The following is a 25,173-nucleotide window of genomic DNA, read 5'->3' on the forward strand; positions in this document are numbered from 1 at the left end:
CCCGTTCAGTTCGCCGCTTCGGCGGGCTTTCGCTTGTAAACATGGATATAATCGACCAGCAGAATGGAAGGGTTCGGCGTTTCATCGATCGGCCATCCCGAGCCGAGCGCCAGATTGACCAGCGGATAGAACGGCATGTGGAACTCCTTCGGGGTGTCGAAGCTCCAAAGGTATTGCCGATCCAGATAGAAGGTCGTCTTGTCGGCCTGGATATCGACGCCGTAGGTATGATACTCGCTGTTTAGAATTCCGTCCTCGACCGTTTTCCAATAGCCGCCGGTCGAGTTCTGGCCGCCTTGGCTCTGACGCCAGATATGAAAACCCATGCTGAATTCGTAAGGCGCGCGGCCGTAATATTCCAGTACGTCGATCTCGGCTGTATATTTCGACCGGTCGAGCCCGATGAGCCAGAAGGCCGGCCAGACACCCTTGCCCGGCGGCAGCCTCATCCGTGCTTCGAAATAGCCGAACTGCTGCGAGAAACCTTCGCCCTTCGGGTTCACCGACGACAGCAAGCCCGAACGCCAGGTGCCGTCGGCCTCCTTGCGCGCTTCGATCTTCAAAATTCCTTGATCGGTTGTAAACGGAAAGCCGGGAGCCGGATCGGTGAAACGGGCATCACCGAAATCGCCGTTCCAGGGCGTATGGGCGATCCAGCGGGAGCTCTTCTCTCCCCAGGCCGAAACGTCGAGGCTGTCGAAACTCTCGTCGAATGTCAGCTGGTATGCATCGATATTGAGCGGTTCCTGGGCCACGCTGGGCTGGCCGGGCAGCGCGCCTAGACCGAGAACGACGAGCAGACCGAGCCACTTGGCAGATATCCCGTAACGCATTGTTACTCCCTTGAAAACGCTTGAACACAATCGGCGGGGGGGCATTTGCCTCGATCATGAGGTGAGAACCTCGTTTCGTCGCGGCATCAGCCTTTGAACGACAATGGTCTCGATGCCGTCGGGCTTTCCGACCATCTGCCACAGCAGCAAGGCGACAGCCCAGAAAATGCCCGCTGCCACCCCGCCGCAAAGCGCGACACAGACGACAAGAGTGACGCCGACAGGCATGGCGACGAGCATTGGCCCCACCCAGAGCAGGAAGGCGATCATCGGCAGGCTCGCGGCCAGCGGCCGGAAAAAGGAATTCAATTGCGCGGCAAAACTCGCGCCGATCAGCCGCCGTGTGATGACGAGCGATGCGCCATAGGCGACGAGGACTGCCACGATCCGCGCGCCGAGTGCCCCCGACACCTGAAAATAGGCGATGCCCAAAATGGTGACCGGGACCCTGACGGCGAACTCGACAAACATCCTGAGAGCGACATAACGGGTATTGTTCATGACCATCGCCAATGGTGGCATCATGTTTGTGGGAAGACCAAGCAGGCTGACAAGGCACAGCCACTGCAGGATTGGCGCGGCCGATGCCCATTTCTCGCCGACGAGGATGCGCACGGTCGGCTCGGCCAGAAGGGCAAGCGCAATGAGAATGGGTGCCGCGACGAAGGTGATCGCATTCGTCGCCTTCAGATAGGCGGCGATCAGGTTGCGGCGGTCTTCCACCGTGGAGAAGGCCGCCATCAGCGGGCGCAGCAACGGTCCGACGAAGGTTTGATACGGAATACCGGCGATATTGTCGGCGACGCTGAAGGCGCCGAATGTCGACAGGCCGGTAAAACGCGGCAGAAGCAGCCGGTCCAGCTGCCAGTTGATCGAACTCAACACCTGCGACACGGTATTCCAGCTGATCATGTCCTGAAAATGCTTCCATTCGGAAAGGCTGAACGTCGGTCGCATCGGCGCAAGAACATAGGAGGTGATCATCGCCGCGGTCGGGCCGGCGACCGCTCCGATCGCCAGCCCCCAATAGCTGCCTGTTGCGACAGCTACCCCCACCCCGAACAGCAATGTCGATCCCTTGGCGATGAGATCGAGCGCGAACTCGCGTTTGAAATCGAACCGCTGCATGAAAAGAACCATGCGCGGGCTGACCACGCTGCGCATCGCAGGCGCAATCGAGAGAACGGCGACAAGGGCGAAAAGCCGAGGATCGTTGTAGACCAGCGCCATTGGCCAGGAGATGATCATCATCAGCAGGCTGATGGCCAGCCCTCTCAGCAGGCTGAGGGTGAAGGCCGTGGCGAACATCTCGTCCGAAGGCGACGATTGACGCATCAGCGCCTGGGTCAACGGCAGGTCCAGGATTGCCTCGACGATAACCAGGACCGACGTCGCGATGGCGACTAGGCCAAAATCCGCAGGACTCAGCAGCCTTGCCAGGACAAGGAGGCTGACGAAATCAAGCATCCGCGCGAGGAATTTTCCACTGATCGTCCAGATGCTCGCCGTCGCCGTCCTCTGAGATACGCTTGACATGATCGGTTTATCTATTTCTCGTCGAGGGGTTGAGAGGGCGGTCGGGGCTGCAAGGCGGGCTGCTCCGTTCTTTTCCCCTCAACCCGCCCGTCTTCTGAAGACGCCGGCAGCTCCGTCTGCGTGGCTGGACAGTTGTTGCTCAATCAGACCGGACAGACGATCGCGGAATACGGCTGAGGAGAATTTCAGCGAATGCGCGCGGATTGCATGCGGATCGATATCGTCCTCGACCTCTTCGAATGCTGCCATCGTTTCCAAAAGGGCTTCCGTCGTCTGCTCGGCAAAGCGAAAGCCGACCTGCGGGGCGGATACGGTTTCCCGGGCGCCGCCCGCATCGAAGGCCAAAACCGGCCGCCCTGATGCCATCGCTTCAACCGGCAGGATGCCGAAATCCTCCGTGCCCGGAAACAACAAGGCCCTGCATCGCGACAGGTGGTCGCGCAGCACGTTGAAAGGCTGATGGCCGAGAAACTGAACGGTCGGTCCGGCGATCGACTTCAGGTAAGGGAGTTGTTCGCCTTCACCGATCACCACCAGTTTCCGGCCGGCCTCGGTGCAGGCGCGCACGGCGATATCCGGCCGCTTGTAGGTGGTCAGCTGTCCCGCATAGAGGTAGAATTCGCCTTTTCCCTTGCCCACGGCAAAATCATCGGTCGCAACCGGCGGATGGATGACGACGGAGTCCCGGTCGTAGAACCGTCGGATGCGGCTTGCGACATATTCGGAGTTGGCGACGAACACATCGACGCGCGAGGACGTCGTCACGTCCCAGGCGCGCAGCATGGGCGCGGTAATCGACATCAGGGCACGTCCCACCCAGGGCAGGCCATGGCGATAGACATGGAACTGATCCCAGATATAGCGCATCGGCGAATGGCAGTAGCAGACATGGAGAGCGTCGGCGCGTGTGATGATGCCTTTGGCGGGGCCGGATTCGCTCGACAGCACTAGGTCGTAATCCTGCAGATCGAACTGCTCGAGCGCAAAGGGCATCAACGGCAGCATCTTGGTGTAGTGACGCTGCGCGCCGGGGATCTTCTGCAGGAAGGACGTGCGGATGTTGCGCGTCTTCAGAAAATCGCTGATGCGATCCCGGTTGCAGACGAGGGTGAAGATATCCGCTTGCGGAAACATCCGGCACAGCTCTTCCAGAACCTTCTCGCCGCCGCGCATCGAAACGAGCCAGTAATGCACGATGGCGACACGAAGTTGCCCGCTCTCTTTTGAGGTTCCCGCCTCGGTGACGCGTCTTTTCGCCATAACAGGCGCATCGGGGAGAAATGCCCTCGCGTCGGGGAGAGAGGTCGCTGCTTTAAGGGTCAACTGAGTACTCCTTGTATCGCCACACCGTCTGCCGGCTCGGAAACCGCGTTCGTCGAAATCAGGCTTTGGTATTCGGCAAGAAGCGCATCGCGCCATTCCTCGTGTGTCGAGGCGAGATCCGGCGACAGCTGCAAGGCCCGCTCGCTCATGGCGCGAACCTCTTGCGCGGACATTTGACTGAATCGCGTCAAAGTCTCGGCAAAGGCGCTTTCATCGGCCGTATCGCAGGCAAGCGCCATGCCGGCTCTTTCCATTTCTTCGGCGAGAAAGGCGCTACGCGACATGATGACCGGCAGACCGCTCCTCGCCGCTTCGATAGCGACGAGACCGAACGGCTCGGGATAACGCGAGGGCATCAACAGCGCACGCGCCTTGCGGATGATCGGGCCGATCTCCGCATGCGACTGCCAGCCGACCGCCCTGACGTGATCTCCCGACGCTGCGACCCGCGACATCAGCGGCCCGTCGCCGATCACGCAGAGCCTGACAACGGCTCGGCGCGTGGCGGCGACGGCGTCCTCAACGCCTTTTTCCTCGTCTAGCCGTCCGATGAACACGAACTCGTCGTTGGCTTCCGCTTCGATGCGATTGATGGAGAGTGGAGCGACGGGATTGCGGATCGTCGTCAGCCGTTCCGGCCGATAGCCGGTGTCGACGAGAAAGCTCGCCATCTTCTCATGCAGCAGGATGATCCGGCCGAATTCGGCCTGCCCCTTCAGGAGCCGGAGGATATTCGAGCCGCGGGCAACCCGCCACAATTTGTGCGAATAACTTCTCTTGTCGCAGGCCGTCGCAATACAGCCTCCGCCAAGCGGGCGTCGCAGGCAGATTTCCTGCGCCTGATAGTCGAAGAAGGCGCCGTTGGGGCAGGCCGTGAAGAAATCATGCGCGTGAACCACGCATCGTCCGGCGACCGGCGCCAGCGCCTTGAAAATCGCGGGAGACAGGATCTGGTGCCAGCCATGCACATGGTAGACGGTGTTGGCGGTATCGTTTTCGGCAATCCAGTTCGCCACCATGCGGACGGCGGCTCCATTGTGAATGCCGGCGACGAATGCCTTCGCACGCTCGGCGCTGAGCAGGTCGCGGCTCTTCAGCCCGACCATCGAGACGCCGAGTGCGACAAGCTCCGCATTGGCCGCGTCATCCCCGCTAATATAGGTAACGGGGATGTCGAGCCCGCGAAAAAGCTTGGCTGACAGTACCGCCAGGCCTGTCGCGCCGCCTCTGGCCACCGAATAGTCGTCGATGACGACCACGCGATCGATCTTTGCCGTGCGGGGGCCGGGAAAGCGGCCAATGCTTGCAGTGGATCGGAGGCCCTCGGAAAGCGACGGGCGCATTACTTCACCAAAACCGCGCCGTTGGCACAGGCCTCAAGCGCCTTGCGGTTGAGAATGCGGATCTTGCCCTGCCCCCCGTCGATGATCTTGCCTTCCCGCAGGCGCCGAAGGCATTGATTGACCTTCTCGCGCGACGCCGGCAACGTCGCGGCCAGGTCATTTTGGGAGATGATCAGTTCGTCCCCGTTGTTTGCTGCGTCTTTTCCATAAACAGCCGAAAGCCGGAGCAGTGTGCTGGCCAGTCTCGACTGCAGGCTCGACGCCGCATTCGAAATGATCCGGAGTTCAAGCTCCGAAATACGCGCCAGCGCCCTGGAAAAGACCTTTTCGCGGAAGGAGGCATCGCTGGCGTACATGTCGCGCAACAGGCGACCTTCGAAGAAATGCAGCTCGCAGTTGGAGCCGGCTCGGTATTCGAGGCTCAGCGTCTGCCTGCGCAGAACCTCGAGCTCGCCGATCAGGCCTGATTTCGGAATGATCTCGACAATGAATTCCCTGCCGTCGGGCAGCATCGTGCTTGCGCTGACCACCCCGGAATGTACGCGCGCGAACATATCGATCAGGACGCCGGCCCCGGCAATGACCTCGCCGCGCCGGAAACGCCGGACGCTCGATCGGCAGGAAAGAAATTCATCGTCAAGCACGATGCGGCTGCCGAGATGAATGCCGCCGCTCGCCGATATCGTCGGCTTGCCGATGCCGGCCCTGCGGTCTGATGCGTGCGTCACCCCGTCCATGCGCATAACTCCAATACTCGAATAACGATAAGAATGCTGCACTGCATCATTTATATTGCCTTAATATCGAAGTCAAATAACATCGCCGAGAGTTTACGTAAATATTGAGATTACAATTAGTTGAAAACACAAAAATACATCATTTGTCTCATTAATAGCCTCGATAAGTTCAAATAAAGCCCATTTTACGGAAATTTTCGCTTATTAAAAAGTCTTGCTGATTAAAAATATCACTAATCCGAATGATGATATCATAAATATAGGTGTATCTACGCGCCTTAACCACGACTGGGTAGTTTATATCCTGATTTAGAATGAAAATAATTTGCCAGACGCCACGATCGGATCTCTCTTCTGCGGTTTCGTAGCATAAAGTATTTATTAAGGATTATGACTTTGGTAACAGACAACAAGAGTGCGGCGCAGCAAACTTTGAACGGTTCTTAATCGGAAAGTTTTGGAGACCCCAATGGCATGGGATGCACATAGTTTCGAGGCATGGTCGCGTGTCGGAAGGCCTGCGAAAGACGGCGGCCTCCATGCGTCCCGACCTCGTGCAGCGGGTAGATCGGTCAAGCGCGCGCTCGACCTTCTGTTGGCGATCACCGCCCTGATCCTGCTTTCCCCGCTTCTGCTGCTCGTCGCAATGATCGTGAAATTCTCCGACCGCGGCCCGGCCTTCTATTCCCATACGCGCATCGGCTTCGGCGGAGCGCCGTTCGGATGCCTCAAGTTTCGCACGATGAAGACCGATGCGAGCGCGCAGCTTGCCGAATTGCTGCAAAACAGCGCGGCTGCGCGCAGCGAATGGGAAGCGACGCGCAAGCTGAAGGATGATCCGAGGATCACCGCCGTCGGCGACATTCTGCGACGGTCGAGCCTCGACGAGCTCCCCCAGTTGTTCAATGTCCTGCGCGGCGAAATGAGCCTGGTCGGCCCGCGGCCGATCACCGCTGAAGAATTGCCGCGCTACGGCGAGCACATCTGGGCCTACATGGCCGTCCGTCCTGGACTGACCGGTCACTGGCAGACCAGCGGGCGCAACGATGTCAGCTATGAACACCGGGTTTCCCTCGACGTGCACTACCTCAATAACTGGTCGCTCGGCCGGGACTTGATCATCATCGCCAAGACCATCCCAGCTCTGTTTTCGCAGCGTGGCTCGTACTGAGCATTAAAGGGGAAAGCTGCCGATCATGTCCGTCGGAAGATACGCTACCCCTTCGTCCTCTCCAGGCTGCCAGTATCTCGTAACTCCGTAATCTCGCCATTTTGGATTTGGACGACATGACCTCAAGCACGATCTTCAGCGGTGTTTCCCCGATATCCCTGCCTGCCGCCGCAGCCGCTGGCGGGAACTCACCGCTGACCCTGCGGGACATGCTGTTTTTTCTCAGAATGCGCTGGCTATGGATCCTGGCCACGACCTTTGCCTTCCTTGTCATCGCCGGCAGCTACCTTCTCACCGCCGCGCCGACTTATGTTGCCAGCACGCAACTTGTGATCTTCCCTCAGGTGAACAGCTCCGAAGCTCAAAGAGCCTTCGCGGAAGACGCATTCATCGAAGGGCAGCTGGAGATTGCCAGATCAAGCGATGTCGTCGACGGAACGGTAAGAGCGCTCGATCTTGATAGCGATCCCGACTTTGTCGATTGGAAACCTTCGCTTCTGGACAAGTCGAAGGACTGGCTTCTGGGAGTTTCTGCTCAAGTGGATACGGGGCAGGAAGCGGCTGGCATCAGAGCGAGTGATACGCCATCCAGACCGCGGACGGAGCAGGAACAGCTGCACGACCTGGCAATTGCCACGCTGCAGAACATGATGGCCTTACGCCGGATTGGGAATTCCACGATCATCGAGATATCAGCCGCAGCGTCGACCCCTCAGAAGGCGGTCGCCATCGCCGATACGCTCGCAAGGCAATATATCCAGAAGAACATCGCAATGAAGGCCGATTCCTCCCGGCAATATAGCGACTGGCTGGAAAAATTCGTGAGGGAGCAGCAGCGCGGGCTCGCCGATGCCTCCAGCGCCCTGAACACATTCAACAGCAACCCGCGCGACCAGTTCAAGCTTGCGGAGCTGCAGAGCGCGACCGATGCCCGCCGCACGCTTTATGAAAGCACGCTGACCCAGCTTACCGAGGCCAAGCAGCGCATAACCTACCCCGTATCCGACGCCACGATCGTCTCGCGCGCCACGCTGCCTCTTTCGAAGGCGAGGCCGCGCAGCACGCTCATCCTCGCCTTTGCCGGGGCGGTCGGCCTCGGCGTCGGCCTGGCACTCGCCATGGTAAGGCACGCCGGCGACCGCCGGATCGTCCGTCCTCAGCAGATCGCGGATGTCGGCGGAGTGTCCATCGTTACCTTGCTGGCAAGATCGAAGCAGAACCGCAGTGGGCATCCAGCCGGCGTCCTCGCCGCCGACGCGGGCAGCATCGATACGGCCGCCTATCCCGTTATTCCCGGCATGGCGGAATTGAGCGCAACCGTCGTCGGCCTTCGGCGCAAACGCCGCGTCGTCATCGGAATCGTCGCCGTCGATCCCGGCAGCGGGACATCGACCATTGCATGCGAACTGGCAGTGCTATCGTCGATGTCAGGGGCGCACACACTGCTCATCGATGCGGCAGCGCAGAATTCCTCGCTCAGCAAATCGATCGCGCCTGATAGTTCCACAGGTCTCGTCAATGTGCTCGACAATGGCGAACTCATCCGGACGGCGGCGTTGCCCCTCACCCCGACCCTGAAATTCCTTCCGCTCGGCAAGGTGGAAGCCGTGACGCCGGCCGTTCGGCTAAGCTCCCGACGTACGCAGTTGAGCTTCGCCGACCTGAAAAAGGAATTCGACGCCGTATTTGTGGATATTTCCGCCTTCTCGACTTCCCCCGATGCCAATGCGATCGCGCCGGAGCTGGATGGCGTCCTCGTCGTCACCTCGCATGGGCGCACCTCGATCGACGATACCCTGCGCGTCATCGAGACCATGCGCAATGTCGGCGCTGAGATCCTCGGCGCGGTCATCAACCATGCACCGAAGAGAATAGAGTCATGATCTCACCTTCGGCAGGAACAGCAAAACAGGGCCGTCCATTGCGAATTGCCTTGGGGATCGCCTCGGCGGGTCGCCCTTCGATATTGCGGGAGACGATCGATTATCTCACCGGCTTGCCGGATCAGGCGGAACGGCTCATCGTCTGCGTGCCCGTGATCGAGGACGCGGCCGGGCTTGCCGACCGCCGCGATTTGGACGTCATCGTCGGCAGCCGCGGCCTGACCGCCCAGCGCAACAGGATCATCCAGGCCGCTGCGGCTGATACAGACGTTCTGATCTTCCTCGATGACGACTTCATTCCCGCCGCGACTTTCCTGTCGCGCATGGCGGCCGTCTTTGCGGCAAAGCCGGAGGTGGCAATCGCCACCGGCGAGGTGCTGGCCGACGGCGTCCTCGACGGGGGCCTCAGCATGGCGAAGGCCTTGGAGGTTCTCCATACAGCAGGCGAAGGCGCCGAGCATGTGGCGGATGTCTACAACGCCTATGGATGCAACATGGCGGTTCGCCTTGCGCCCGTTGTCGAGCACGCCCTGACCTTCGACGAGCAGTTGCCGCTTTACGGCTGGCTCGAAGATGTCGATTTCAGCAGATCCATCGCCCGCCACGGCCGGTCCGTCTATGTCGAAGGCGCCCGCGGCGTGCATCTCGGCGTCAGATCCGGACGCCAGCCCGGCCGAAGGCTTGGCTATTCGCAAGTCGCCAATCCTGTCTACCTGATCCGCAAGGGCACGATGTCGAAAGGCCGTGCAATCGCGCAGATCGGCCGCAACATCCTGGCCAATATGTCAGGCATCCTATTGAAGGATCGGCTGATCGACCGGTGGGGACGTTTGAACGGCAATTTACTAGCGCTATCCGACCTTCTTGTCGGTCGCGCCTCTCCGTCCCGCATTCTCGAATTCGGCACTCCGTCGCCGCGCGAAATGCGTTCACCGTCGATCGCAACGAAGCGGAGATAGACCAATGCAGCCGAGATCCTTGTTCGATCGCCTCGTTTCCACGGCACTCACCCTGCTGGCATTCGCCTGCCTGACCGGCTGGAGCGTCGCCCACGCGCAGACATTCACTCTCGTGCCGGAAGACAAGGTCAGACTGCGTGTCGTCGAATGGCGGTCGTCGGATTCCCGCTATGCCAGCTGGGAGGCCCTCGATGGCGTCTATACCATCGACGATGCCGGCAATCTGTCGATCCCGATCGCTGGCCACCTGCAGGCGAATGGAAAGACGACCGAGCAGCTTGCCGATGCCATTGCCAGCGCGCTGGCCGAAAAATCCGCACTTCCGGGCAAGCCGTATATCGCCCTGGAGATTGCCGAGCATGCACCGATTTTCGTGACCGGAACCGTGCAGACCCCCGGCCGCTATCCGTTTGAACCCAACATGACGGTGATGAAGGCCGTCAGCATCGCCGGCGGCTTCCTCAGAGAACGCGAGGACAACACCTATTTCGAGCGCGACCGGATCCAGGCTGCCGGCGCCTACCGGACGGCCGTTATCAACCGGCGCGATCTCCTGATGCGACAGGCGCGGTTGCGCGCCGAGATCGCCGGCCAACAGAGTTTCGAGATCCCCGACGAACTGGTGGGAACGCCCGACGTCGACAAGTTGAAGGCACAGGAATTGAACCTGATGCGGTTGCGGCGCGTCGATATCGACAGCCGGATCGAAGCGGCGAATGACCTGACCCGCCTCTATGGCCAACAGGTCGAATCGCTCACGGCCAAGATCAGTTCGCAAAAACGGCAGATCGACCTCGCCCAGAAGGAACTGGACAATGTCAACAGCCTGGTGAGCAAAGGCCTCGTCAGCAATTCCCGCCAGGTCTCTGTCGACCGCTGGGTGGCGGATGCGCAGGGCACCTTGATCGATCTCGAAGTCGCCCTGACCACGGCTCGCCAAGGCCTCAGCGAAGCCGACCGTTCCAAGATCAACATCGTCAACAGGCAGAACAGCGAAAACCAGGACCTACTGAACCAGGTCAATCTCGCGATCGGCAGGGCGGCGATCGATATCCAGGTAGCCCAGCTCCTCGGCGAACAGGCCGGCTACGACGCTCAGCTCGCCCAGATCAACACGGACGCGCCGGGGCTCGGCCGGGCAAAAAAGAACTACAGGATCGTGCGTCGCAACGATGACGGAACCTCCCGCGACATCGTGGCGGACGAGCAAACCGCATTGCTACCGCATGACCTCGTCGAGGTCGGTCTGGACACGGCCCCTCAAGCGCCATCCTCATCGCCGCAGACAGCACCGCAGAAGCAGAGCTCGACGGTCCCGTCATCCGATGTGGCCCGAGACAATCGCTCCGCTCCCGGCTGGATATCCCGGACCGGATCGAATTAGGAGGCGATTGTGATCATCGACGACAGCCGGCGGGCTTTCGCCTCGCACATCCTGCCGAAAGCTGGATGCCACTTTTCGGCAAATGCCAGGCCTCGGCCGCTCATTCTTCTGCTTGGGATCTGAAGCATGTCGATAGAGCCGATCGGTTTCGTGGTTCTGCTGCTTGGCGTGCTCAGCATGCTGAACGGCGCGCGTTTTGCCGTCACCGCCCTTTGCCTTTCGACGCTGCTCGGTGCCGCAGCGGCTCTGCAGTTGCCGGCGCTCGGCGGCAGCAGCATCCAGCCGAGCCATCTTCTGGTGCTCTTTCTGGTCATGACGGTCTTGCTGCGCCCGGTTCAGATGCAAGCGACGCTCGCCAGCATCGCCTATCCCGGCCCCGGCTTCTGGTTTGCCTGCTACATCCTGTTCTCCGTGGTGTCGTCCTTCTTCCTGCCCCGTATTTTTGCCGGCGCGACCCTCGTTTACTCCTCCGCCAGAGACCCCTCGGGGATGATGTCGACGGTAGCGGCTCCACTGGCTCCGGGTTCATCCAATATCAGCCAGTCCGTCTATCTTCTCGGCGACCTCGCCTGCTTCGCCGTCGTCGCCGGACTTGCCCGGTTGGGATATGGCCGGTTCATCGCGCGGCAGCTGATCGTCGCATCGATAGCATGTTTTGCCTTCGCGCTGATCGACCTCGCAACGTTCCAGATCGGCCAGGCCCAGTTGCTCGATATCATCAGAAATGCGAATTATACGATGCACACGGCCGAGACCATCCACGGTTTCAAGCGCATCGTCGGCCCCTTTCCCGAAGCAAGTGCTTATGGCGCCGTTGCATTGGCCTATTTCGCCTTCACACTCATGCTATGGCTGGAGCGCGTCCAAAGCCGCATGGCGGGGTTGGCAACTCTTCTGATCGGACCGACCATCGTGCTCTGCACCTCGACAACCGCCTATGTCGCGGGCGTCTTTCTTGTCTGCATGTTCGTGTTGTTCTGCCTGAAACGACTGATCGGCGGTTCCGCCACGACCCCGCACGTGACTTTCCTTGCGATCACGCTTTTTTTCATACCCTGCGCCATCACCGCGCTCAGCCTTGTCCCCGATGCGTGGAATTCCATCGCCGGTCTCCTGACCACCACCGTATCGGACAAACTGCAATCGCAGTCCGGCGAAGAGCGCACCGCCTGGAACACCCTGGCATTGATTGCATTCGTCGATACCGCCACTTTCGGCGCCGGATTGGGCACGGTTCGAGCTTCCAGCTTCATCGCCGCGTTGCTGTCCAATGTCGGATTGACCGGCACCGCCCTGTTCGCCGTCTTCGTGTACAGCTTGGTGAGGGCAGCCGGCCGGCACAAATCCGGCGACCGGGAAACCCACGCGATCGGAACCTCCGCTGTGATGGCATCCATCGCACAGATCGGCTCCGCAGCGATATCGGGAAGCGGCACGGATCTCGGCTTGCTGTTCAGCACTTCGGCGGGGCTGGCCGCGGGCTGCCTTGCCGGAGCTTATGTGCCGCGGCATCGGGCGGCCTCATCGCCGGCGAACCGACGTCCCCTGGAGGCATCGGCATCTCCTTTGAGAGCGCCGATGTTTTCAACACCATGACGCCCGCTCGGGACTTTCGCGATGGCGCCGAATGGCGGCTTGGCGCAGCCGGACTCGGGCGAACACAGGTTCGCGGCTGCTCGGCCGCGCCACATCCTCCAGGGATTACCGGTGAAATCAGGCTGCCGGTCGCAAACGATCCCAGACCGCGATCCGGGGAAGGATATGCTGCAGCATCCGTCTCAATTTCAGCTCTGCTGACGCTCGCTGGCGGCAGAGACCCTGTTTGCGGAATTGCTCTGCCGCAGTCTGGCATTCCGTCGCAGGGCACCCGACAGGAAGACGCCCGTGAGATAGCCGATCTCCATCAGCACGAGGATCGCGATACCGGATCCGATCGCCGCTACCGTGGAGGACCCATCCACGAAGGCCACGCCGCCGAAGCCGATTGCCACAAGCAATGCGAAGATCGCGAAAGCCCAGGCGCGGATGCAAGCACCGGCAGCTATCGAAATCACGGCGGCGATGAACGCGGTGATCAGCATCCAAATACCTCTTCTCGCTGCAGCCCAACAAGCGCTCCGACCCCCATCGTCGTGCCAGGCAAGAAGATATCGAAACGCAGCGTCATCGCAGGCAGGGCATTCTTCATGGTGAATATCTCAACAATGAAACACACGAAAATCGCCGGCAGCCATACGCCGATCAGCCAACGACCGAGACTGCATCTCGGCAATATATACCGGACCGGGCTTTCATACGACAGGCCCTTTGGCTCAATCAACAACTGTTCCCTCGACTTGGAAGGCGACAGCGATTCATTCCTGTTGCGGACAATCGGAAAGGTGAAGACATGAACAATCAGTGCGTCGTCTACGTCACGGATGTCGAATATTCATTTCCGACTATTCTCTCGGCGCTGCAGGCTCGCAAATTCACAAGCCCCGCGACCGATGTCTGTGTCCTCATGTCGGAACATCTCGATAATTTCGACGAACTGAAAGCCCTGCTGGCAACGAGCGGGGTCGACTTGATCGATGCGACCGAAGCGCTGCAGGATTCGCTCGGCAAGCTCGATGGATCGCATTTCCAGGGACGTATCAGCGTCAGCACCATGGCCAAGCTGGTGCTTTGCGAGATCCTGCCTGCCAACTATACCCAGATCATCTACCTCGATGGGGACACACAGATCGTCAGCGATCTCGGCGGGCTCGAAAATGCGGTTGTGCCCGAGGGCAGGTTTTTCGCGGCGCGCGATTACACGGCGATCCACGACTTTCTCGACACCGGAAAGAACAGCCACTATTTCAACGCGGGTGTCCTGAAATTCCACCGTAACGGCTGGATCGGACAGGAGGCGCTTGAGCTTTTTGCTAGAAATCCCGAGGCCTGCGAGGGCAAACATGACCAGGGCGCATTAAATTATGTCTGCGGTTCATCGCTCATCCTCGTATCGAACCGCTGGAACTTTCCCAAACAGTTCCTTCACCTGGTCAACATGTCCGCCCTGTCGATCGTCCATTATATGGCGCATCCAAAGCCCTGGCATGGCACCTTCTTTCCCTGGACCGATCGGGAAAGCCAAGTCTATGTCGACCTGCGCAAAGCACATCCGATTTATGACTCGCTGTATCGCGGCATAAGCATCGATCGTAAGGCCCTGTATAAGTACCGGTCGATGCGGGCGCGCATCAAACACGCAATCGAGGCGAACGGCCCCAATCCGCGGGTCCAGAGCCTGCTGGTTGGCGATTACGCCGTGTGAGCATTGTGGTCCGCCTGGGGGTGAATAGCCGCGCACCTGATATCAGCATGGCGGTCGACCCTTGGATGGCAGGCGGACGCGCAACTATTCATTTCTTCATTGCAGGATGGATAATGGTCAGGACAGAATATGAGTTATAGGGCTTCCGCCGCCAGTATCTCGCATTACGCAAAAGCCCGCCTGCGCCGCTCGCTCAAGGCTCGGCAGGTTCGCTACGACCTGCTGCGCATCGGGCTCAAGCAGGCGCGTCACGTCGTCATCTGCGTCATCCGCGACGAGGGGCACCGGCTGGCATTTTTCCTGCAGTATTATCGCGATCTCGGCTTCGAGCACTTCATCTGTATCGACAACGGCTCGACAGATGGCACGGTCGAATTGCTGGCCGGCTTCGACGATGTGTCCCTTCTTTCTGCCCACGGATCCTACAAGGCGGCGAGATTCGGTAATGACTGGATCAACGAAGTCATCAACCGGCACTGCCAGGAGAAATGGGTTCTCTATGTCGATGCCGACGAGTTCCTGGTCTATCCGCATTGCGACACAAGGCCGATCGATCAACTGACCGCCTATATCGATTCCACCGGCGGCCATTCGCTGCGCTCGGTGATGATCGACATGTACAGCCCGCATCCCGTTCTAGAAAACATATGCGAACCCGGCCGCAATCCGCTTGAGGTCTGCAATCTCTTCGACCGGTCCGGCTATGTCGCGCATTTCGACGAACGCAACTGGACTATATGGATCAAGGGAGGTGTTCGTGGACGGGTCTATTTCCACGACCGGCTCTGGGACGGTCCCGCGCTCAACAAGATTCCTCTCGTCTATATCGAAGGTGAACGTCTTTTTCTCAAATCATCGCACCAAGTCTGGCCGCTCTCCCTGAATTTGGGCGACATGCGCGGAGCGCTCGGCGTCTCCGGCGCCCTTCTGCATTTCAAGTTCCTGTCGACCTTCGTTCACAAGGTTGCGGATGCCGCGCACCGGTCCCAGCACACGGAGGAATATGCCGTATATTCCTCGAGCAAGGACAAGGATGATTTCGTCTACGACGATACGGGCACCTACCGCAGCTGGAAGGATCTCTCCAATCACGGACTCATTCAGGGTGAAGGCTGGAAATACTGGAAGAATGCCTCCGAAAGCGACGTCTAACCACTATTATCGGGAAGCCGCTTCAGCCGAGGCGGGTTTTGTTGAGGCTTCACTGCCGCATTCTTTCGTCGAGGCGTCCTCAAGCGATGGACGCCACACCGTCGGCATCGGCTTCCAGCGCCTTCCGATTGAGAATGCGGATTTTGCCCTGCGTCCCGTCGACCACTTTGCTTTCGCGCAAACGCCGCAGGCATTGATTGACCTTTTCGCGCGACGCCGGCAGCGTCGCTGCCAGATCATGTTGGGAGATGATCAGCTCATCGCCGCCATGTTGCGCATCCACTTTGTACACGGCAGAAAGGCGCAGCAGCGTCCGGGCCAATCTCTGCCTCAGGCTCGATCCGGCGTTGGAAATGATCCGCAGTTCGAGTTCGGAAACACGCGCCAGCGCCTTCGACAGGATCTTCACCTGAAATTGCGGATCGTTCGCACACAAGTCCCGCAGCAAACGACCATCGAAGTAGTGCAGTTCGCAGTCTGATGAGGCGCGATATTCCAGGCTGAGGGACTGCTTGCGCAACACCTCCAATTCGCCGATCAAGCCGCCTTTTGGAATCATCTCCACGATGAACTCCCGTCCATCGGCAAGCGGCGTGCTTGCGCTCACCATTCCGCGCTGGACGCGGACGAACATGTCGATGGCGTCCCCGGCGCCTGCAATCACGTCACCCCGTCGAAACTTTCGAACACTCGAACGGCAAAACGGGAACTCGTGATCCAGATCACCACGGCCGCCGTATATGACATCTGCAGGCCCTGAAGTAACCGCTTCGCCTACTCGCGCCGCGCCCGCGCCAGTCTTGTTATCTCTGATGTTAATCGCTCCGTCCATACGACGCAACTCCATGCAGATTAATTTAGCTATTGCTATTCGGCGATATTCGTAATTCATTAAATTGTAAAGTTAAATGATAATACTATAAAATAGTCATCCGGATTTATACACAAATAGTGACTGATACTCACATTAATATATAACAAATTCATATTTAATTCTATCTCATCGATCGATCTTAAACCACGACTTGACTTTTATACGTTTCATGACGATCAGCAAACTGAAGATCAGGTCTACAAAATAGAAGAATAATATCGTCTCCACTAATTAATATTAATAACATTTTGTTTATGGATCCTCAAACGCAAAACAGTATCTTAAAATTTCAAAAGAAAATCTTTGGGAAATAAAGAATTTATTCACCATTATGACCTCGGTCACAGACATCAAACCTGTATTGAAGCAAGCTTCGGATGGTATTTCTGGGATTCGCCCAACGGAGACGCGGATGGCGGGAAAAAATCAGGGCATCAACCCGGCTGACCCTTGGCGGCGTAGCACCGGGGCGCGCAAGGAAGGGCGTCCATTCAATTCGTCAAAATCCCATACGATCAGCAGAATTCTGAAGCGCGCGTTAGACCTTGTCATTGCGGCATCTCTTTTATTTCTTCTGTCGCCGCTACTTCTGTCGGTAGCAGTCATTATAATGCTCAGCGATCGGGGCGCCGCTTTCACATCCCATCGGCTTATCGGCTATAAGGGAAAAGAGTTCGGTTGCCTCAAGTTTCGGACGACACGATCCGACGCAACGGCCAGCCTGCATGCGACGATCGTCGGCGACATCCTGACGCGATCGAGCCTCGACAAGCTTCCGCAACTGATCAACGTGCTACTTGGGCAGATGAGCCTCGTCGGGCCTCGCGCCATTGCCAAAGAAGAGCTGCCCCGTTACGGCGAACACACCTATGCCTACGTCGCAGTCCGTCCTGGCCTGACCGGTCATTGGCAGATCAGCGAACACGTCAGTTATCAGAATAGAGTTTTCCTCGACGTCGAGTATCTGCGCAATTGGACACTCGCGTTGGATTTCATGATCATGGCAAAGACTCTGGCGGCCCTGCTTTCCAGGCACGCTTTACTGCCCAAGACGGACCTGTAGGGTCATTCGATTTTCCCTCATGCTCATAGCATTATCCGTGGGGGCGCTTGCCGGTCATAGGAGCGCGCTCGGCAACAGAGTTCCGTTTCCGGCGCTTTTGCATATGCTCCCACAACGAGTAGGCGAATAGACCCGCCAAATAGCTTACTTCCATCAAGACGAGCGCTTGGAGGCAGTAGGCGATCGCATCCGAAAAGGAGGAGCCTTTCAACAGGATCACGGCACCCAAGGCAACGACCAGCAGAAATGCAAAGATTGCAAAGGCCCAGGCGCGAATGGTCGCTCCAGCAGCGATGGAGATGGCAACCACGACAAGCGCGCTCTTCAGCATTAATCCGCTCCTCTCTTCACACCTCCTTTAAGCCGCCGGCTGCCTCAATGACATGGCAAAAGCTCAAAGTCGAAACGAAGTTCGATTAAAGTATTTTATCTATTATTGTTAAAATATTCCTAAGACACGCTCAGTAAGCCGACCGAACCAAGCGCAGAATATTCGACTATTCATCCGCCAGGACCGTTCTATCGTCCGGGACCAAGAGATCTTTCAGCACGCAGCAAGATTAATGCACGTCGTCAACAAGCGTGTAGCAAGCCTCCTCCTTACCAAGACAGGTGATGATCCTCCCCCGACAATCGCCACGGTTCAACGAAACAGGGCTCGCCGGTGATTGGCGAGCCCTGCTGATGTCCGGCATTGATAAGGCTATTTCGAGACTGCGGCGGCCAACTGCCGTTTTGCGCCGCGTTGGATGCTGAAGTTTTCAAGCCATGTGACCTGTTTCCTCAATTTCAACGCCGGCTTTTCGATGAATCTCCACGAGAAGGCGGCAAAGCAGGTCGCAACGATGCTGCAGACAATGCCATTCAACCACCAGTTATGCGCCCAGGGTCCGAGCGCTACGAACGCCTGTTGAATGGGATAGCCGTATAGGAAGACGCCATAGGAATAGTCGGCCCCACTGAGAATGCCAAGCTTGCGGGGCGAGGTCAGGCCGAGGAAGACCGTGACATATCCGATTGCCGGAATGGCAATGAAATCCCCAAAGGAAGTGAACCAGTAGGCCCATAATATGATTGCCACCGAAGCAAGGAAAATTCTCACATCCCAGAGAACCTTGTCCTTGTACAGATAGAAGGTCACCCCCACGAGAAACGCGCAGATGAGCAGATTGCCCGACGCTGTCGTGGGCATGGTTGCCCAATCGCTCGAGTGTTTCCAATACCTTGCGATACCGAAGCTGATGATCAAAGCCGGCGTTGCGATCAGGGCGATCACCCGCCGCCTGACCACGCCGAGCAGAAACAGGGCGGCGATCGCGGCGTAGCACTCCAGCTCGAAGGGCACCGTCCAGAGCTGCCCATTGACCATTGCGGCGTCGGGATTATTCAGGAATACACCGGGGAGATTGAAGTGGATGTGGCCTGTGACATTCAGCAGATAGGTAAAGAACTGAGGATCGGTGAAATAGTCACGCAGGTCATACTCTGTATAGATTGCTCCGAGTATAAAGGCCGCCAGCAATACCTCCACCGCAAGAGCAGGGTAGATCCGGATAAATCGGTTGCCGAGAAAGGAGATCAATGTTTTCGACCGTTCAAGACTGCCAGCCACCAGGAATCCGCTCAAGACGAAGAACATCGGCAGCACTGATTTGATGGCAGGACGGAAAGGTGACTCCCAGAGAAACAGGTCATCGCCGTATGTAACGCGGGCCGTATGTATCCAAAGTACTGAAAAGGCTAACAGTAATCGCATATAATCGAATCCTGTCGGTCGCCCTTTCGCTAGATCAAGCTTTTCGCCGAGAAACATCTGTGGCCCTTTCAGAAGTATTGACTCGATTTGGATTGGCAAGCTGTCGCCGCAGAGCAGCGGCGGCATGATTGCCGGGTCGGGACCGCGTGTCAGTGACCAGAGCTACATTAGGAAAAATTGAACGAGAGAGCGCCCCTCTCCCGAAGAAGAGGCAACTGACCACAACCCAATAGCCCTGCGCTTTCCGCGGCGCCATGCGACGGTTGGAGTGGACCAGGCGATCGGGCGGCGAATACAAATGAGGAAACCATGAAATTTCTGGCTGGCCTGTTTTTTATTGTTCTCGCCTTTATCGGATTGGGCCTGATAGGAGGCGGCACCTTGCTGCTCAGCCTCGGCGGCTCGCCCTATTACGCAATCGCCGGGCTTGCCTATCTGGCTGCCGCGCTTCTGCTGTGGCGCCGGCAGGTGTCAGGCGCCCTCATTGTCCTGCTTGTCGCCGTTCTCACCCTTCCCTGGGCACTATGGGAGTCGGGTTTCAATTTCTGGGCGCTCTTTGCGCGTTTGATGTCCCCCATCGCGCTGGCGGGCTTTGCACTTCTCTTTGCGCCGTCGCTGTCGCCAACTGCCAACCGGAAACTCTTTTATGGCGGCACTTTGCTTGCGGCCATCCTGTTCGCGGCGGGGTTCAGCCTTGCTTTAACGCCGCATGGGCTGATCCGCCCTTCTACCGATATCCCCGCCTATAAGACCGCCAAAGGCGACAACTCACCCTCCGACTGGACATCCTATGGCCGCAGCACGGCCGGGGATCGCTACTCCCCATTCGATCAGATCAACCGCGGCAATGTTGCCAAGCTCGATCTTGCCTGGACATACCGCACCGGGAAAAGCGATGGCGCCGATCAAAACACGCCGCTGCAGATCGGCGACACGATCTACACCTGCACGCCGACGGACGTGATCGCAGCGCTTGACGCAGATACGGGCAAGCCGCGCTGGACCTTCGATCCGAAGGCGACGGCGCCATACTGGCAACGCTGCCGCGGCCTCGGTTACTACAAGATGCCACCGGAGGCCCAATCGGCCGACGGCCTTTGCAATGAGCGTCTGGTGCAGACGACGATCGATGCCCGCCTGCTGGAGATCGACAGGAAGACCGGCGCACCCTGCAACGGCTTCGGAGACAATGGCACCGTGCAGCTTTCCCAAGGCATGGGTGAAGTCAAGTCAGGTTATTATTTCCAGACATCGGCGCCGCTGATTGCCCGCAATCTGATTGTCATCGGAGGTTGGGTCATCGACAATCAGGAGGTTGGCGAACCCTCGGGCGTCATCCGCGCCTTCAATGTCGTTACCGGCGAGCTCGAATGGGCATGGGACCTCGGCAATCCCGAGATCACCAAACTCCCGCCTGAGGGCCAGACCTATACAAGGGCCACGCCCAACATGTGGACGACGGCGGCATTCGACGACAAGCTCGGCCTCATCTATGCACCGCTCGGCAATACCACCCCAGATTATTACGGCGTCAATCGACCGGCTTTCGCCGATCAATACAATGCCACGTTGGTGGCGCTCGATGTCACGACGGGACGGGAGAGATGGAAGTTCCAGACCGTGCATCACGATATCTGGGACTATGACTTGCCGGCCCAGCCGGTTCTGCTCGACCTGCCCGATGGCAATGGCGCCACCGTGCCGGCTCTCCTGCAGACCACCAAACGGGGGCAGCTTTTCCTGCTCAACCGTCAGACCGGTGCACCCCTTGCTGAGGTTCAGGAGAGGCCGGTGCCGCAGGAAGGCGGCGCACCGGAAGAGAAATTGTCTCCGACGCAGCCCTATTCCGTAGGCATGCCGACAATCGGCGCCGAACGGGTGACGGAGCAGACGGCCTGGGGACTGACGATGTTCGATCAGTTGGCATGCCGCATCGCCTTTCGAAAGATGCGCTACGACGGCGATTTCACCCCGATCGGCCCGCAATATGCGATCCAGCAGCCGGGAAATCTTGGCGGCCTCAATTGGGGGAGCGTGTCGATCGACCTGCCCAACAACCGGGTCTTCCTGAACGATATCCGCGTGCCCAGCCTCTTCGCGCTCATTCCCCGCAAGGAGTATGTCGATTTTGCCCTGACCACAACCGCTCACGGCCCCTCCGCCCCGCAGCGCGGCACGCCTTACGGCATGGCCACCGAAATGTGGACCTCGAGGCTCCGCGTTCCCTGCACGCAGCCGCCCTTCGGCACCGTCACAGCCGTGGATCTGAATACCCGCAAGATCGCATGGCAGGTCCCGGCCGGGACCGCCGAACAGCTCGGGCCGTTTAAGATCAAAACCAATCTGCCGATGCCGATGGGCTTGCCAAGTTATGCCGGCACGTCGGCGACTGCCGGCGGTGTCGTCTTCTTTGCTGGCTTCCAGGACTATTACATCCGCGCTTACGACGCTGCGAACGGTGATGAGCTCTGGAAATATCCGCTGCCGGTCGGCTCGAGCGCCACGCCGATGACCTACGTCTCGCCGAAAACCGGCAAGCAATATGTGGTGATCTCGGTTGGCGGAGCGCCATATTCCAGGGACAACGGCGACTACGTGTTCGCCTTTTCTTTGAAAGACGAAGATTAGCGCCGCCGCCGGTCACACTGTGCTATTTTGGTCCGATGAGGAACTGAGGCTACGAGCGTGACGCGAAAATTGGCGGCGATCCTGGTCGCGGATGTGGTCGGCTACAGCCGTCTCGCCGGTGCGGACGAGGATCGCATCCTGGCGCGCCTGAGAACCCTGCGCAGCGATTTGGTCGATCCGACGATCGCCGTGCACAATGGCCGTATCGTCAAGCGCACCGGCGATGGAAGCCTTATCGAGTTTCGCAGCGTCGTCGACGCCGTGCGCTGCGCGATCGAGGTGCAGACAGCCATGGTCGAGCGCAATATCGGCGTGCCTCCCGAGCATCGCATCGAGTTCCGGGTTGGGATCCATCTGGGAGATGTTGTCGAGGAGAACGACGGCGACCTGATGGGCGACGGCGTCAACATCGCCGCGCGGTTGGAGGGAGTTGCCCGGCCCGGCGCCATCTGCCTCTCCGAAGATGCCTACCGCCAGGTGAGAACGCGGCTTGAATGTGCCGTGACCGATCTTGGCAAAGTCCCTCTCAAGAATATCGCGGAGCCGATGCGGGTCTATCTACTTCAGGTCGGAACCGTCTCGCAGCCGGCGTCGGCACGGCAACCGGGAGAGCAGCCGGCGCCGAAACGGCCTTCGGCTATCGCCGTTCCCGACAAGCCCTCCATAGCCGTACTGGCCTTCAACAATATGAGCGGCGACGTCGAACAGGAATATTTCTCCGACGGGATCAGCGAAGACATCATCACCGATCTCTCGAAGCTGTCCGAATTGCACGTGATCGCCCGCAACTCATCCTTCGTCTACAAGAATGTAACAACCTCGGTACCTGAGATGGCCAAGGCGCTCGGCGTCCGTTACGTTCTCGAAGGCAGCGTGCGCAAGGCCGGCAACCGCGTGCGTGTGACGGCCCAATTGATCGACGCCAGCAATGGCGGACATATCTGGGCCAGCCGCTACGATCGCGATCTCACCGACATTTTTGCGGTTCAGGATGAGCTGACACAGGAGATCGTCACAGCGCTGAAGCTCAATCTCACGCATGGCGACCAGGACCGCTTGGCCCAGGGGCGCGCCGTCGATGTCGGCGCTTACGAGCTGTTGTTGCGTGGCCGTGAGCAGGCGTCAGCCCATAACCGAACCGGAAATAGAGCCGCCCGCAGCCTGGCGGCAGACGCTCTCGCCGTAGACCCGGACTATGCGGCGGCCCGAGCCCTCATTTCCTTCACGCATGTGCTCGACTACGTCAACGCCTGGAGCGACGATCCGGAGGGTTCGCTGCGGACCGGGCTGGATCTCGCGCAGCAGGCAGTTGATATGGCCGAGGAACAGCCCAATAGCCACTTCGCATTAGGCATGGCCTGCATGTGGAACCACGACCTGGACCGGGCGCGGGCAGAAGTCCTGCGCGGTCTGGCGCTGTCGCCCAACTCGGCTGAACTCCTGACACTGATGGCGCATATCCAGATCTTCTCCGGCGATCCCGCAGGCGCCTTGGAAACGCTCGATGCATCGATGCGGCTTGACCCGCACCATCCGGAACTTCTGTTCCAGTTTCTCGCCGATGCGCGCTTTTCTCTCGGTGAATATGAACAAGCCATCGCCGCGATCGCGCAGCGGCTCCAACAAAACGCGCAATCGGAAACGGCTTACGCCCTGCTGGCATCATGTTATGGCCATCTCGGCCGCGCGGAGGATGCCCGACAGGCGTGGGAGAAGGCGCTCCAGATCAACCCGGACTTCTCCATCGAACGCCGCCGCCGCGTCCTGCCATTTCGAGACCCCGAGGACTTTAACCGCCGCGTCGAAGGACTCCGCAAGGCGGGACTGCTGGTTCCGGATCTCCGTCAATGCTGACAGAAACTGCGGCTCAGTCCGATGTCGCGTCGCCGCCCGTCGATGCCCGCAGCATTCATTTTTTCCCGTCAGCCGCCAGCGCCTCTTTCCGCCGGCGACTCGGCAGGAGTGATTTGAGGCACCGCCACATTGGCGAAATGATGTAGCCTGCAACCGGAATCGTGATCAAGCCGGCGACAATACCGACGATGCCGGCACCTGCCGCCTCGACGGTCCAGCGCAGCACGGACGCCAGGACGGGAACGGCATGGACGGCCACCTCCCCGGCATCATGGATAAGATGCGCTAGGCCGGCCACGCCATAGGCTTCGAGGCCGTGAACGATGATGCCGCCGCCGACCCAGATCATCGCAGCCGTTCCGACAATGCCGAGCGCTTTCAGAAAATAAGGCATGCCTGTGACCAGCCCTCGTCCGATCACGCGCAGCAAAGGCCCCGTCGGATGCGCCGTCTGTGCACGAGCCATCATCAGCCCCAGATCATCGGCCTTCACGATCAGCGCCACGCCGCCATAGACCATGACCGTTATGCCCAATCCAACGACGGCAAGGATGAAGGCCTGCGCGAAGATGCTGCCTGCCGGAACCGCGGCGAGCGTAATCGCCATGATTTCCGCCGAGAGGATGAAATCGGTCTTGATCGCACCGGCGACCTTCTCGTCTTCGAGCGATTGCGCATCGAGGCTTGTCGCCTCGAGTGCCGATTCATGGGCGTGGGCTGCATGCGGCAGCACCAGTCCGTAGACTTTTTCCACGCCCTCATAGCAGAGAAAAAGTCCGCCGATCATAAGCAGCGGTGTTATCGCCTGCGGTGCGACGAGGCTCAGAATAAGCGCCGCCGGAAGCAAGATCAGAAGCTTGTTCTTCAGCGAACCCACCGCAATCTTGCCGATGATCGGCAATTCGCGTGCGGCCGAAAATCCGGTGACATACCGAGGCGTGACCGCCGCATCGTCGATGACGACGCCTGCCGCTTTCGCGCCCGCCTTGGCTGCCTGGCCGGCAATATCGTCAAGCGAGGCCGCAGCCACCTTGGCCAATGCGGCGATATCATCAAGAAGGGCGATCAAGCCAACGCTCATTCAAGACTCCGTTGAGAAGACACTCAGCAAAAAACGGAAAACCCGTCATCATCTCGAAGCGACACGCGGCATCCACCGCCGGGAAGATGCCACGCACAGATCGTGACGGCAATGCCGTTATTCGGCCGGCAACGGGCTCAGCCCGCTCTCATCCAGCGGAGGACGTGCCTGAACTGACGGATCCCGCTGTTGCGCGCTGAATCCCACGACCGTTCCCAGCAACGCCAAAACCCGCCGAGAGGCGGGTTTTGGGGTGTTGTGCTAAGGGAATTTGGTTGCGGGGGCAGGATTTGAA

21 protein-coding genes are annotated in these 25,173 nt (G+C 59.0%); 10 read left to right on the plus strand and 11 right to left on the minus strand.

Annotated features, from left to right (window positions below; translation table 11 throughout):
• Positions 1-5 precede the first annotated feature (5 nt).
• From K6N12_RS24650 to K6N12_RS24670, 5 genes are all read right to left on the minus strand, one after another.
• A complete protein-coding gene (locus tag K6N12_RS24650; protein ID WP_097629169.1) occupies positions 6-833 on the minus strand; it encodes a glycoside hydrolase family 16 protein in 828 nt (275 codons plus the stop codon).
• 54 nt (positions 834-887) lie between these two features.
• Positions 888-2,369 (minus strand): lipopolysaccharide biosynthesis protein, encoded by a 1,482-nt coding sequence (locus K6N12_RS24655; RefSeq protein WP_097629170.1) that lies wholly within the window; start codon positions 2,367-2,369, stop codon positions 888-890.
• Between the two features lie 78 nt (positions 2,370-2,447).
• Positions 2,448-3,692: a glycosyltransferase family 4 protein gene (locus K6N12_RS24660; protein ID WP_097629171.1), complete on the minus strand. Its 1,245-nt coding sequence runs from the start codon at positions 3,690-3,692 to the stop codon at positions 2,448-2,450.
• On the minus strand, positions 3,689-5,035 hold the full coding sequence (locus tag K6N12_RS24665) for a glycosyltransferase family 4 protein (RefSeq protein WP_097629172.1): 1,347 nt from the start codon (positions 5,033-5,035) through the stop codon (positions 3,689-3,691). The genes K6N12_RS24660 and K6N12_RS24665 overlap by 4 nt, the downstream gene beginning before the upstream one ends.
• Entirely contained in the window at positions 5,035-5,772 is a 738-nt protein-coding gene (locus K6N12_RS24670; protein ID WP_097629173.1) for a Crp/Fnr family transcriptional regulator, read from the minus strand. Before K6N12_RS24670 ends, K6N12_RS24665 begins: the two co-directional genes overlap by 1 nt.
• Positions 5,773-6,241: 469 nt before the next feature.
• Here K6N12_RS24670 and K6N12_RS24675 point away from each other — a divergent pair, with 469 nt between their 5' ends.
• From K6N12_RS24675 to K6N12_RS24695, 5 genes are all read left to right on the plus strand, one after another.
• On the plus strand, positions 6,242-6,943 hold the full coding sequence (locus K6N12_RS24675) for a sugar transferase (RefSeq protein WP_097629174.1): 702 nt from the start codon (positions 6,242-6,244) through the stop codon (positions 6,941-6,943).
• Positions 6,944-7,059: 116 nt separating this feature from the next.
• A complete protein-coding gene (locus K6N12_RS24680; RefSeq protein WP_097629175.1) occupies positions 7,060-8,826 on the plus strand; it encodes a GumC family protein in 1,767 nt (588 codons plus the stop codon).
• Positions 8,823-9,785 carry a glycosyltransferase family 2 protein gene (locus K6N12_RS24685; RefSeq protein ID WP_097629176.1) on the plus strand — a complete coding sequence of 321 codons (963 nt, stop codon included), beginning with the start codon at positions 8,823-8,825 and terminating at the stop codon, positions 9,783-9,785. The genes K6N12_RS24680 and K6N12_RS24685 overlap by 4 nt, the downstream gene beginning before the upstream one ends.
• Before the next feature lie 4 nt (positions 9,786-9,789).
• Entirely contained in the window at positions 9,790-11,169 is a 1,380-nt protein-coding gene (locus K6N12_RS24690; protein ID WP_097629177.1) for a polysaccharide biosynthesis/export family protein, read from the plus strand.
• Positions 11,170-11,295: 126 nt separating this feature from the next.
• Entirely contained in the window at positions 11,296-12,765 is a 1,470-nt protein-coding gene (locus K6N12_RS24695) for a hypothetical protein (RefSeq protein WP_097629178.1), read from the plus strand.
• 188 nt (positions 12,766-12,953) lie between these two features.
• On the opposite strand, the gene K6N12_RS24700 is transcribed toward K6N12_RS24695, so the two are convergent.
• Positions 12,954-13,250, minus strand: coding sequence for a hypothetical protein (locus K6N12_RS24700; protein ID WP_097629179.1), 297 nt, complete (start codon positions 13,248-13,250; stop codon positions 12,954-12,956).
• Positions 13,244-13,489, minus strand: a complete 246-nt coding sequence (locus tag K6N12_RS24705; RefSeq protein ID WP_165503929.1) for a hypothetical protein — start codon at positions 13,487-13,489, stop codon at positions 13,244-13,246. Before K6N12_RS24705 ends, K6N12_RS24700 begins: the two co-directional genes overlap by 7 nt.
• A gap of 69 nt (positions 13,490-13,558) precedes the next feature.
• On the opposite strand from K6N12_RS24705, the gene K6N12_RS24710 reads away from it, so the two are divergent.
• Both K6N12_RS24710 and K6N12_RS24715 read left to right on the plus strand, forming a co-directional pair.
• On the plus strand, positions 13,559-14,470 hold the full coding sequence (locus K6N12_RS24710; protein ID WP_097629181.1) for a glycosyltransferase family 8 protein: 912 nt from the start codon (positions 13,559-13,561) through the stop codon (positions 14,468-14,470).
• 129 nt (positions 14,471-14,599) lie between these two features.
• The gene (locus K6N12_RS24715) at positions 14,600-15,622 is read left to right on the plus strand and encodes a glycosyltransferase family 2 protein (protein ID WP_097629182.1); all 1,023 of its coding nucleotides are present in this window, start codon (positions 14,600-14,602) and stop codon (positions 15,620-15,622) included.
• A gap of 79 nt (positions 15,623-15,701) precedes the next feature.
• Here the strand turns inward: K6N12_RS24715 and K6N12_RS24720 are convergent, their stop codons facing one another.
• Positions 15,702-16,454 carry a Crp/Fnr family transcriptional regulator gene (locus tag K6N12_RS24720; RefSeq protein ID WP_097629183.1) on the minus strand — a complete coding sequence of 251 codons (753 nt, stop codon included), beginning with the start codon at positions 16,452-16,454 and terminating at the stop codon, positions 15,702-15,704.
• A 454-nt stretch (positions 16,455-16,908) separates the two neighbouring features.
• On the opposite strand from K6N12_RS24720, the gene K6N12_RS24725 reads away from it, so the two are divergent.
• Positions 16,909-17,559 carry a sugar transferase gene (locus K6N12_RS24725; RefSeq protein ID WP_097629184.1) on the plus strand — a complete coding sequence of 217 codons (651 nt, stop codon included), beginning with the start codon at positions 16,909-16,911 and terminating at the stop codon, positions 17,557-17,559.
• A gap of 31 nt (positions 17,560-17,590) precedes the next feature.
• Here K6N12_RS24725 and K6N12_RS24730 read toward each other — a convergent pair whose 3' ends face one another.
• The gene (locus K6N12_RS24730; RefSeq protein ID WP_097629185.1) at positions 17,591-17,890 is read right to left on the minus strand and encodes a hypothetical protein; all 300 of its coding nucleotides are present in this window, start codon (positions 17,888-17,890) and stop codon (positions 17,591-17,593) included.
• Positions 17,891-18,262: 372 nt separating this feature from the next.
• Positions 18,263-19,372, minus strand: a complete 1,110-nt coding sequence (locus K6N12_RS24735) for an acyltransferase family protein (protein WP_097629201.1) — start codon at positions 19,370-19,372, stop codon at positions 18,263-18,265.
• A 252-nt stretch (positions 19,373-19,624) separates the two neighbouring features.
• Between K6N12_RS24735 and K6N12_RS24740 the strand changes: the two genes are divergently transcribed.
• Together K6N12_RS24740 and K6N12_RS24745 are read left to right on the plus strand one after the other, a co-directional pair.
• Positions 19,625-21,943, plus strand: a complete 2,319-nt coding sequence (locus K6N12_RS24740) for a membrane-bound PQQ-dependent dehydrogenase, glucose/quinate/shikimate family (protein ID WP_222148986.1) — start codon at positions 19,625-19,627, stop codon at positions 21,941-21,943.
• A 57-nt stretch (positions 21,944-22,000) separates the two neighbouring features.
• A complete protein-coding gene (locus tag K6N12_RS24745) occupies positions 22,001-23,797 on the plus strand; it encodes an adenylate/guanylate cyclase domain-containing protein (RefSeq protein WP_097629187.1) in 1,797 nt (598 codons plus the stop codon).
• Between the two features lie 55 nt (positions 23,798-23,852).
• Here K6N12_RS24745 and K6N12_RS24750 read toward each other — a convergent pair whose 3' ends face one another.
• Positions 23,853-24,878 carry a DUF808 domain-containing protein gene (locus K6N12_RS24750; RefSeq protein WP_097629188.1) on the minus strand — a complete coding sequence of 342 codons (1,026 nt, stop codon included), beginning with the start codon at positions 24,876-24,878 and terminating at the stop codon, positions 23,853-23,855.
• Between the last annotated feature and the right edge of the window lie 295 nt (positions 24,879-25,173).

The sequence above is a fragment of the Rhizobium redzepovicii genome, from assembly GCF_019793435.1.
Taxonomy (GTDB): Bacteria; Pseudomonadota; Alphaproteobacteria; order Rhizobiales; family Rhizobiaceae; genus Rhizobium; species Rhizobium redzepovicii.

Coding starts and splice junctions, on each gene's coding strand:
- K6N12_RS24715 (WP_097629182.1), top strand. CDS start 14,600: ATGAGTTATAGGGCTTCCGCCGCCAGTATCTCGCATTACGCAAAAGCC.
- K6N12_RS24655 (WP_097629170.1), bottom strand. CDS start 2,369: ATGTCAAGCGTATCTCAGAGGACGGCGACGGCGAGCATCTGGACGATC.
- K6N12_RS24710 (WP_097629181.1), top strand. CDS start 13,559: ATGAACAATCAGTGCGTCGTCTACGTCACGGATGTCGAATATTCATTT.
- K6N12_RS24735 (WP_097629201.1), bottom strand. CDS start 19,372: ATGTTTCTCGGCGAAAAGCTTGATCTAGCGAAAGGGCGACCGACAGGA.
- K6N12_RS24650 (WP_097629169.1), bottom strand. CDS start 833: ATGCGTTACGGGATATCTGCCAAGTGGCTCGGTCTGCTCGTCGTTCTC.
- K6N12_RS24725 (WP_097629184.1), top strand. CDS start 16,909: ATGGCGGGAAAAAATCAGGGCATCAACCCGGCTGACCCTTGGCGGCGT.
- K6N12_RS24750 (WP_097629188.1), bottom strand. CDS start 24,878: ATGAGCGTTGGCTTGATCGCCCTTCTTGATGATATCGCCGCATTGGCC.
- K6N12_RS24695 (WP_097629178.1), top strand. CDS start 11,296: ATGTCGATAGAGCCGATCGGTTTCGTGGTTCTGCTGCTTGGCGTGCTC.
- K6N12_RS24670 (WP_097629173.1), bottom strand. CDS start 5,772: ATGGACGGGGTGACGCACGCATCAGACCGCAGGGCCGGCATCGGCAAG.
- K6N12_RS24680 (WP_097629175.1), top strand. CDS start 7,060: ATGACCTCAAGCACGATCTTCAGCGGTGTTTCCCCGATATCCCTGCCT.
- K6N12_RS24675 (WP_097629174.1), top strand. CDS start 6,242: ATGGCATGGGATGCACATAGTTTCGAGGCATGGTCGCGTGTCGGAAGG.
- K6N12_RS24690 (WP_097629177.1), top strand. CDS start 9,790: ATGCAGCCGAGATCCTTGTTCGATCGCCTCGTTTCCACGGCACTCACC.
- K6N12_RS24740 (WP_222148986.1), top strand. CDS start 19,625: ATGAAATTTCTGGCTGGCCTGTTTTTTATTGTTCTCGCCTTTATCGGA.
- K6N12_RS24730 (WP_097629185.1), bottom strand. CDS start 17,890: ATGCTGAAGAGCGCGCTTGTCGTGGTTGCCATCTCCATCGCTGCTGGA.
- K6N12_RS24665 (WP_097629172.1), bottom strand. CDS start 5,035: ATGCGCCCGTCGCTTTCCGAGGGCCTCCGATCCACTGCAAGCATTGGC.
- K6N12_RS24720 (WP_097629183.1), bottom strand. CDS start 16,454: ATGGACGGAGCGATTAACATCAGAGATAACAAGACTGGCGCGGGCGCG.
- K6N12_RS24685 (WP_097629176.1), top strand. CDS start 8,823: ATGATCTCACCTTCGGCAGGAACAGCAAAACAGGGCCGTCCATTGCGA.
- K6N12_RS24700 (WP_097629179.1), bottom strand. CDS start 13,250: ATGCTGATCACCGCGTTCATCGCCGCCGTGATTTCGATAGCTGCCGGT.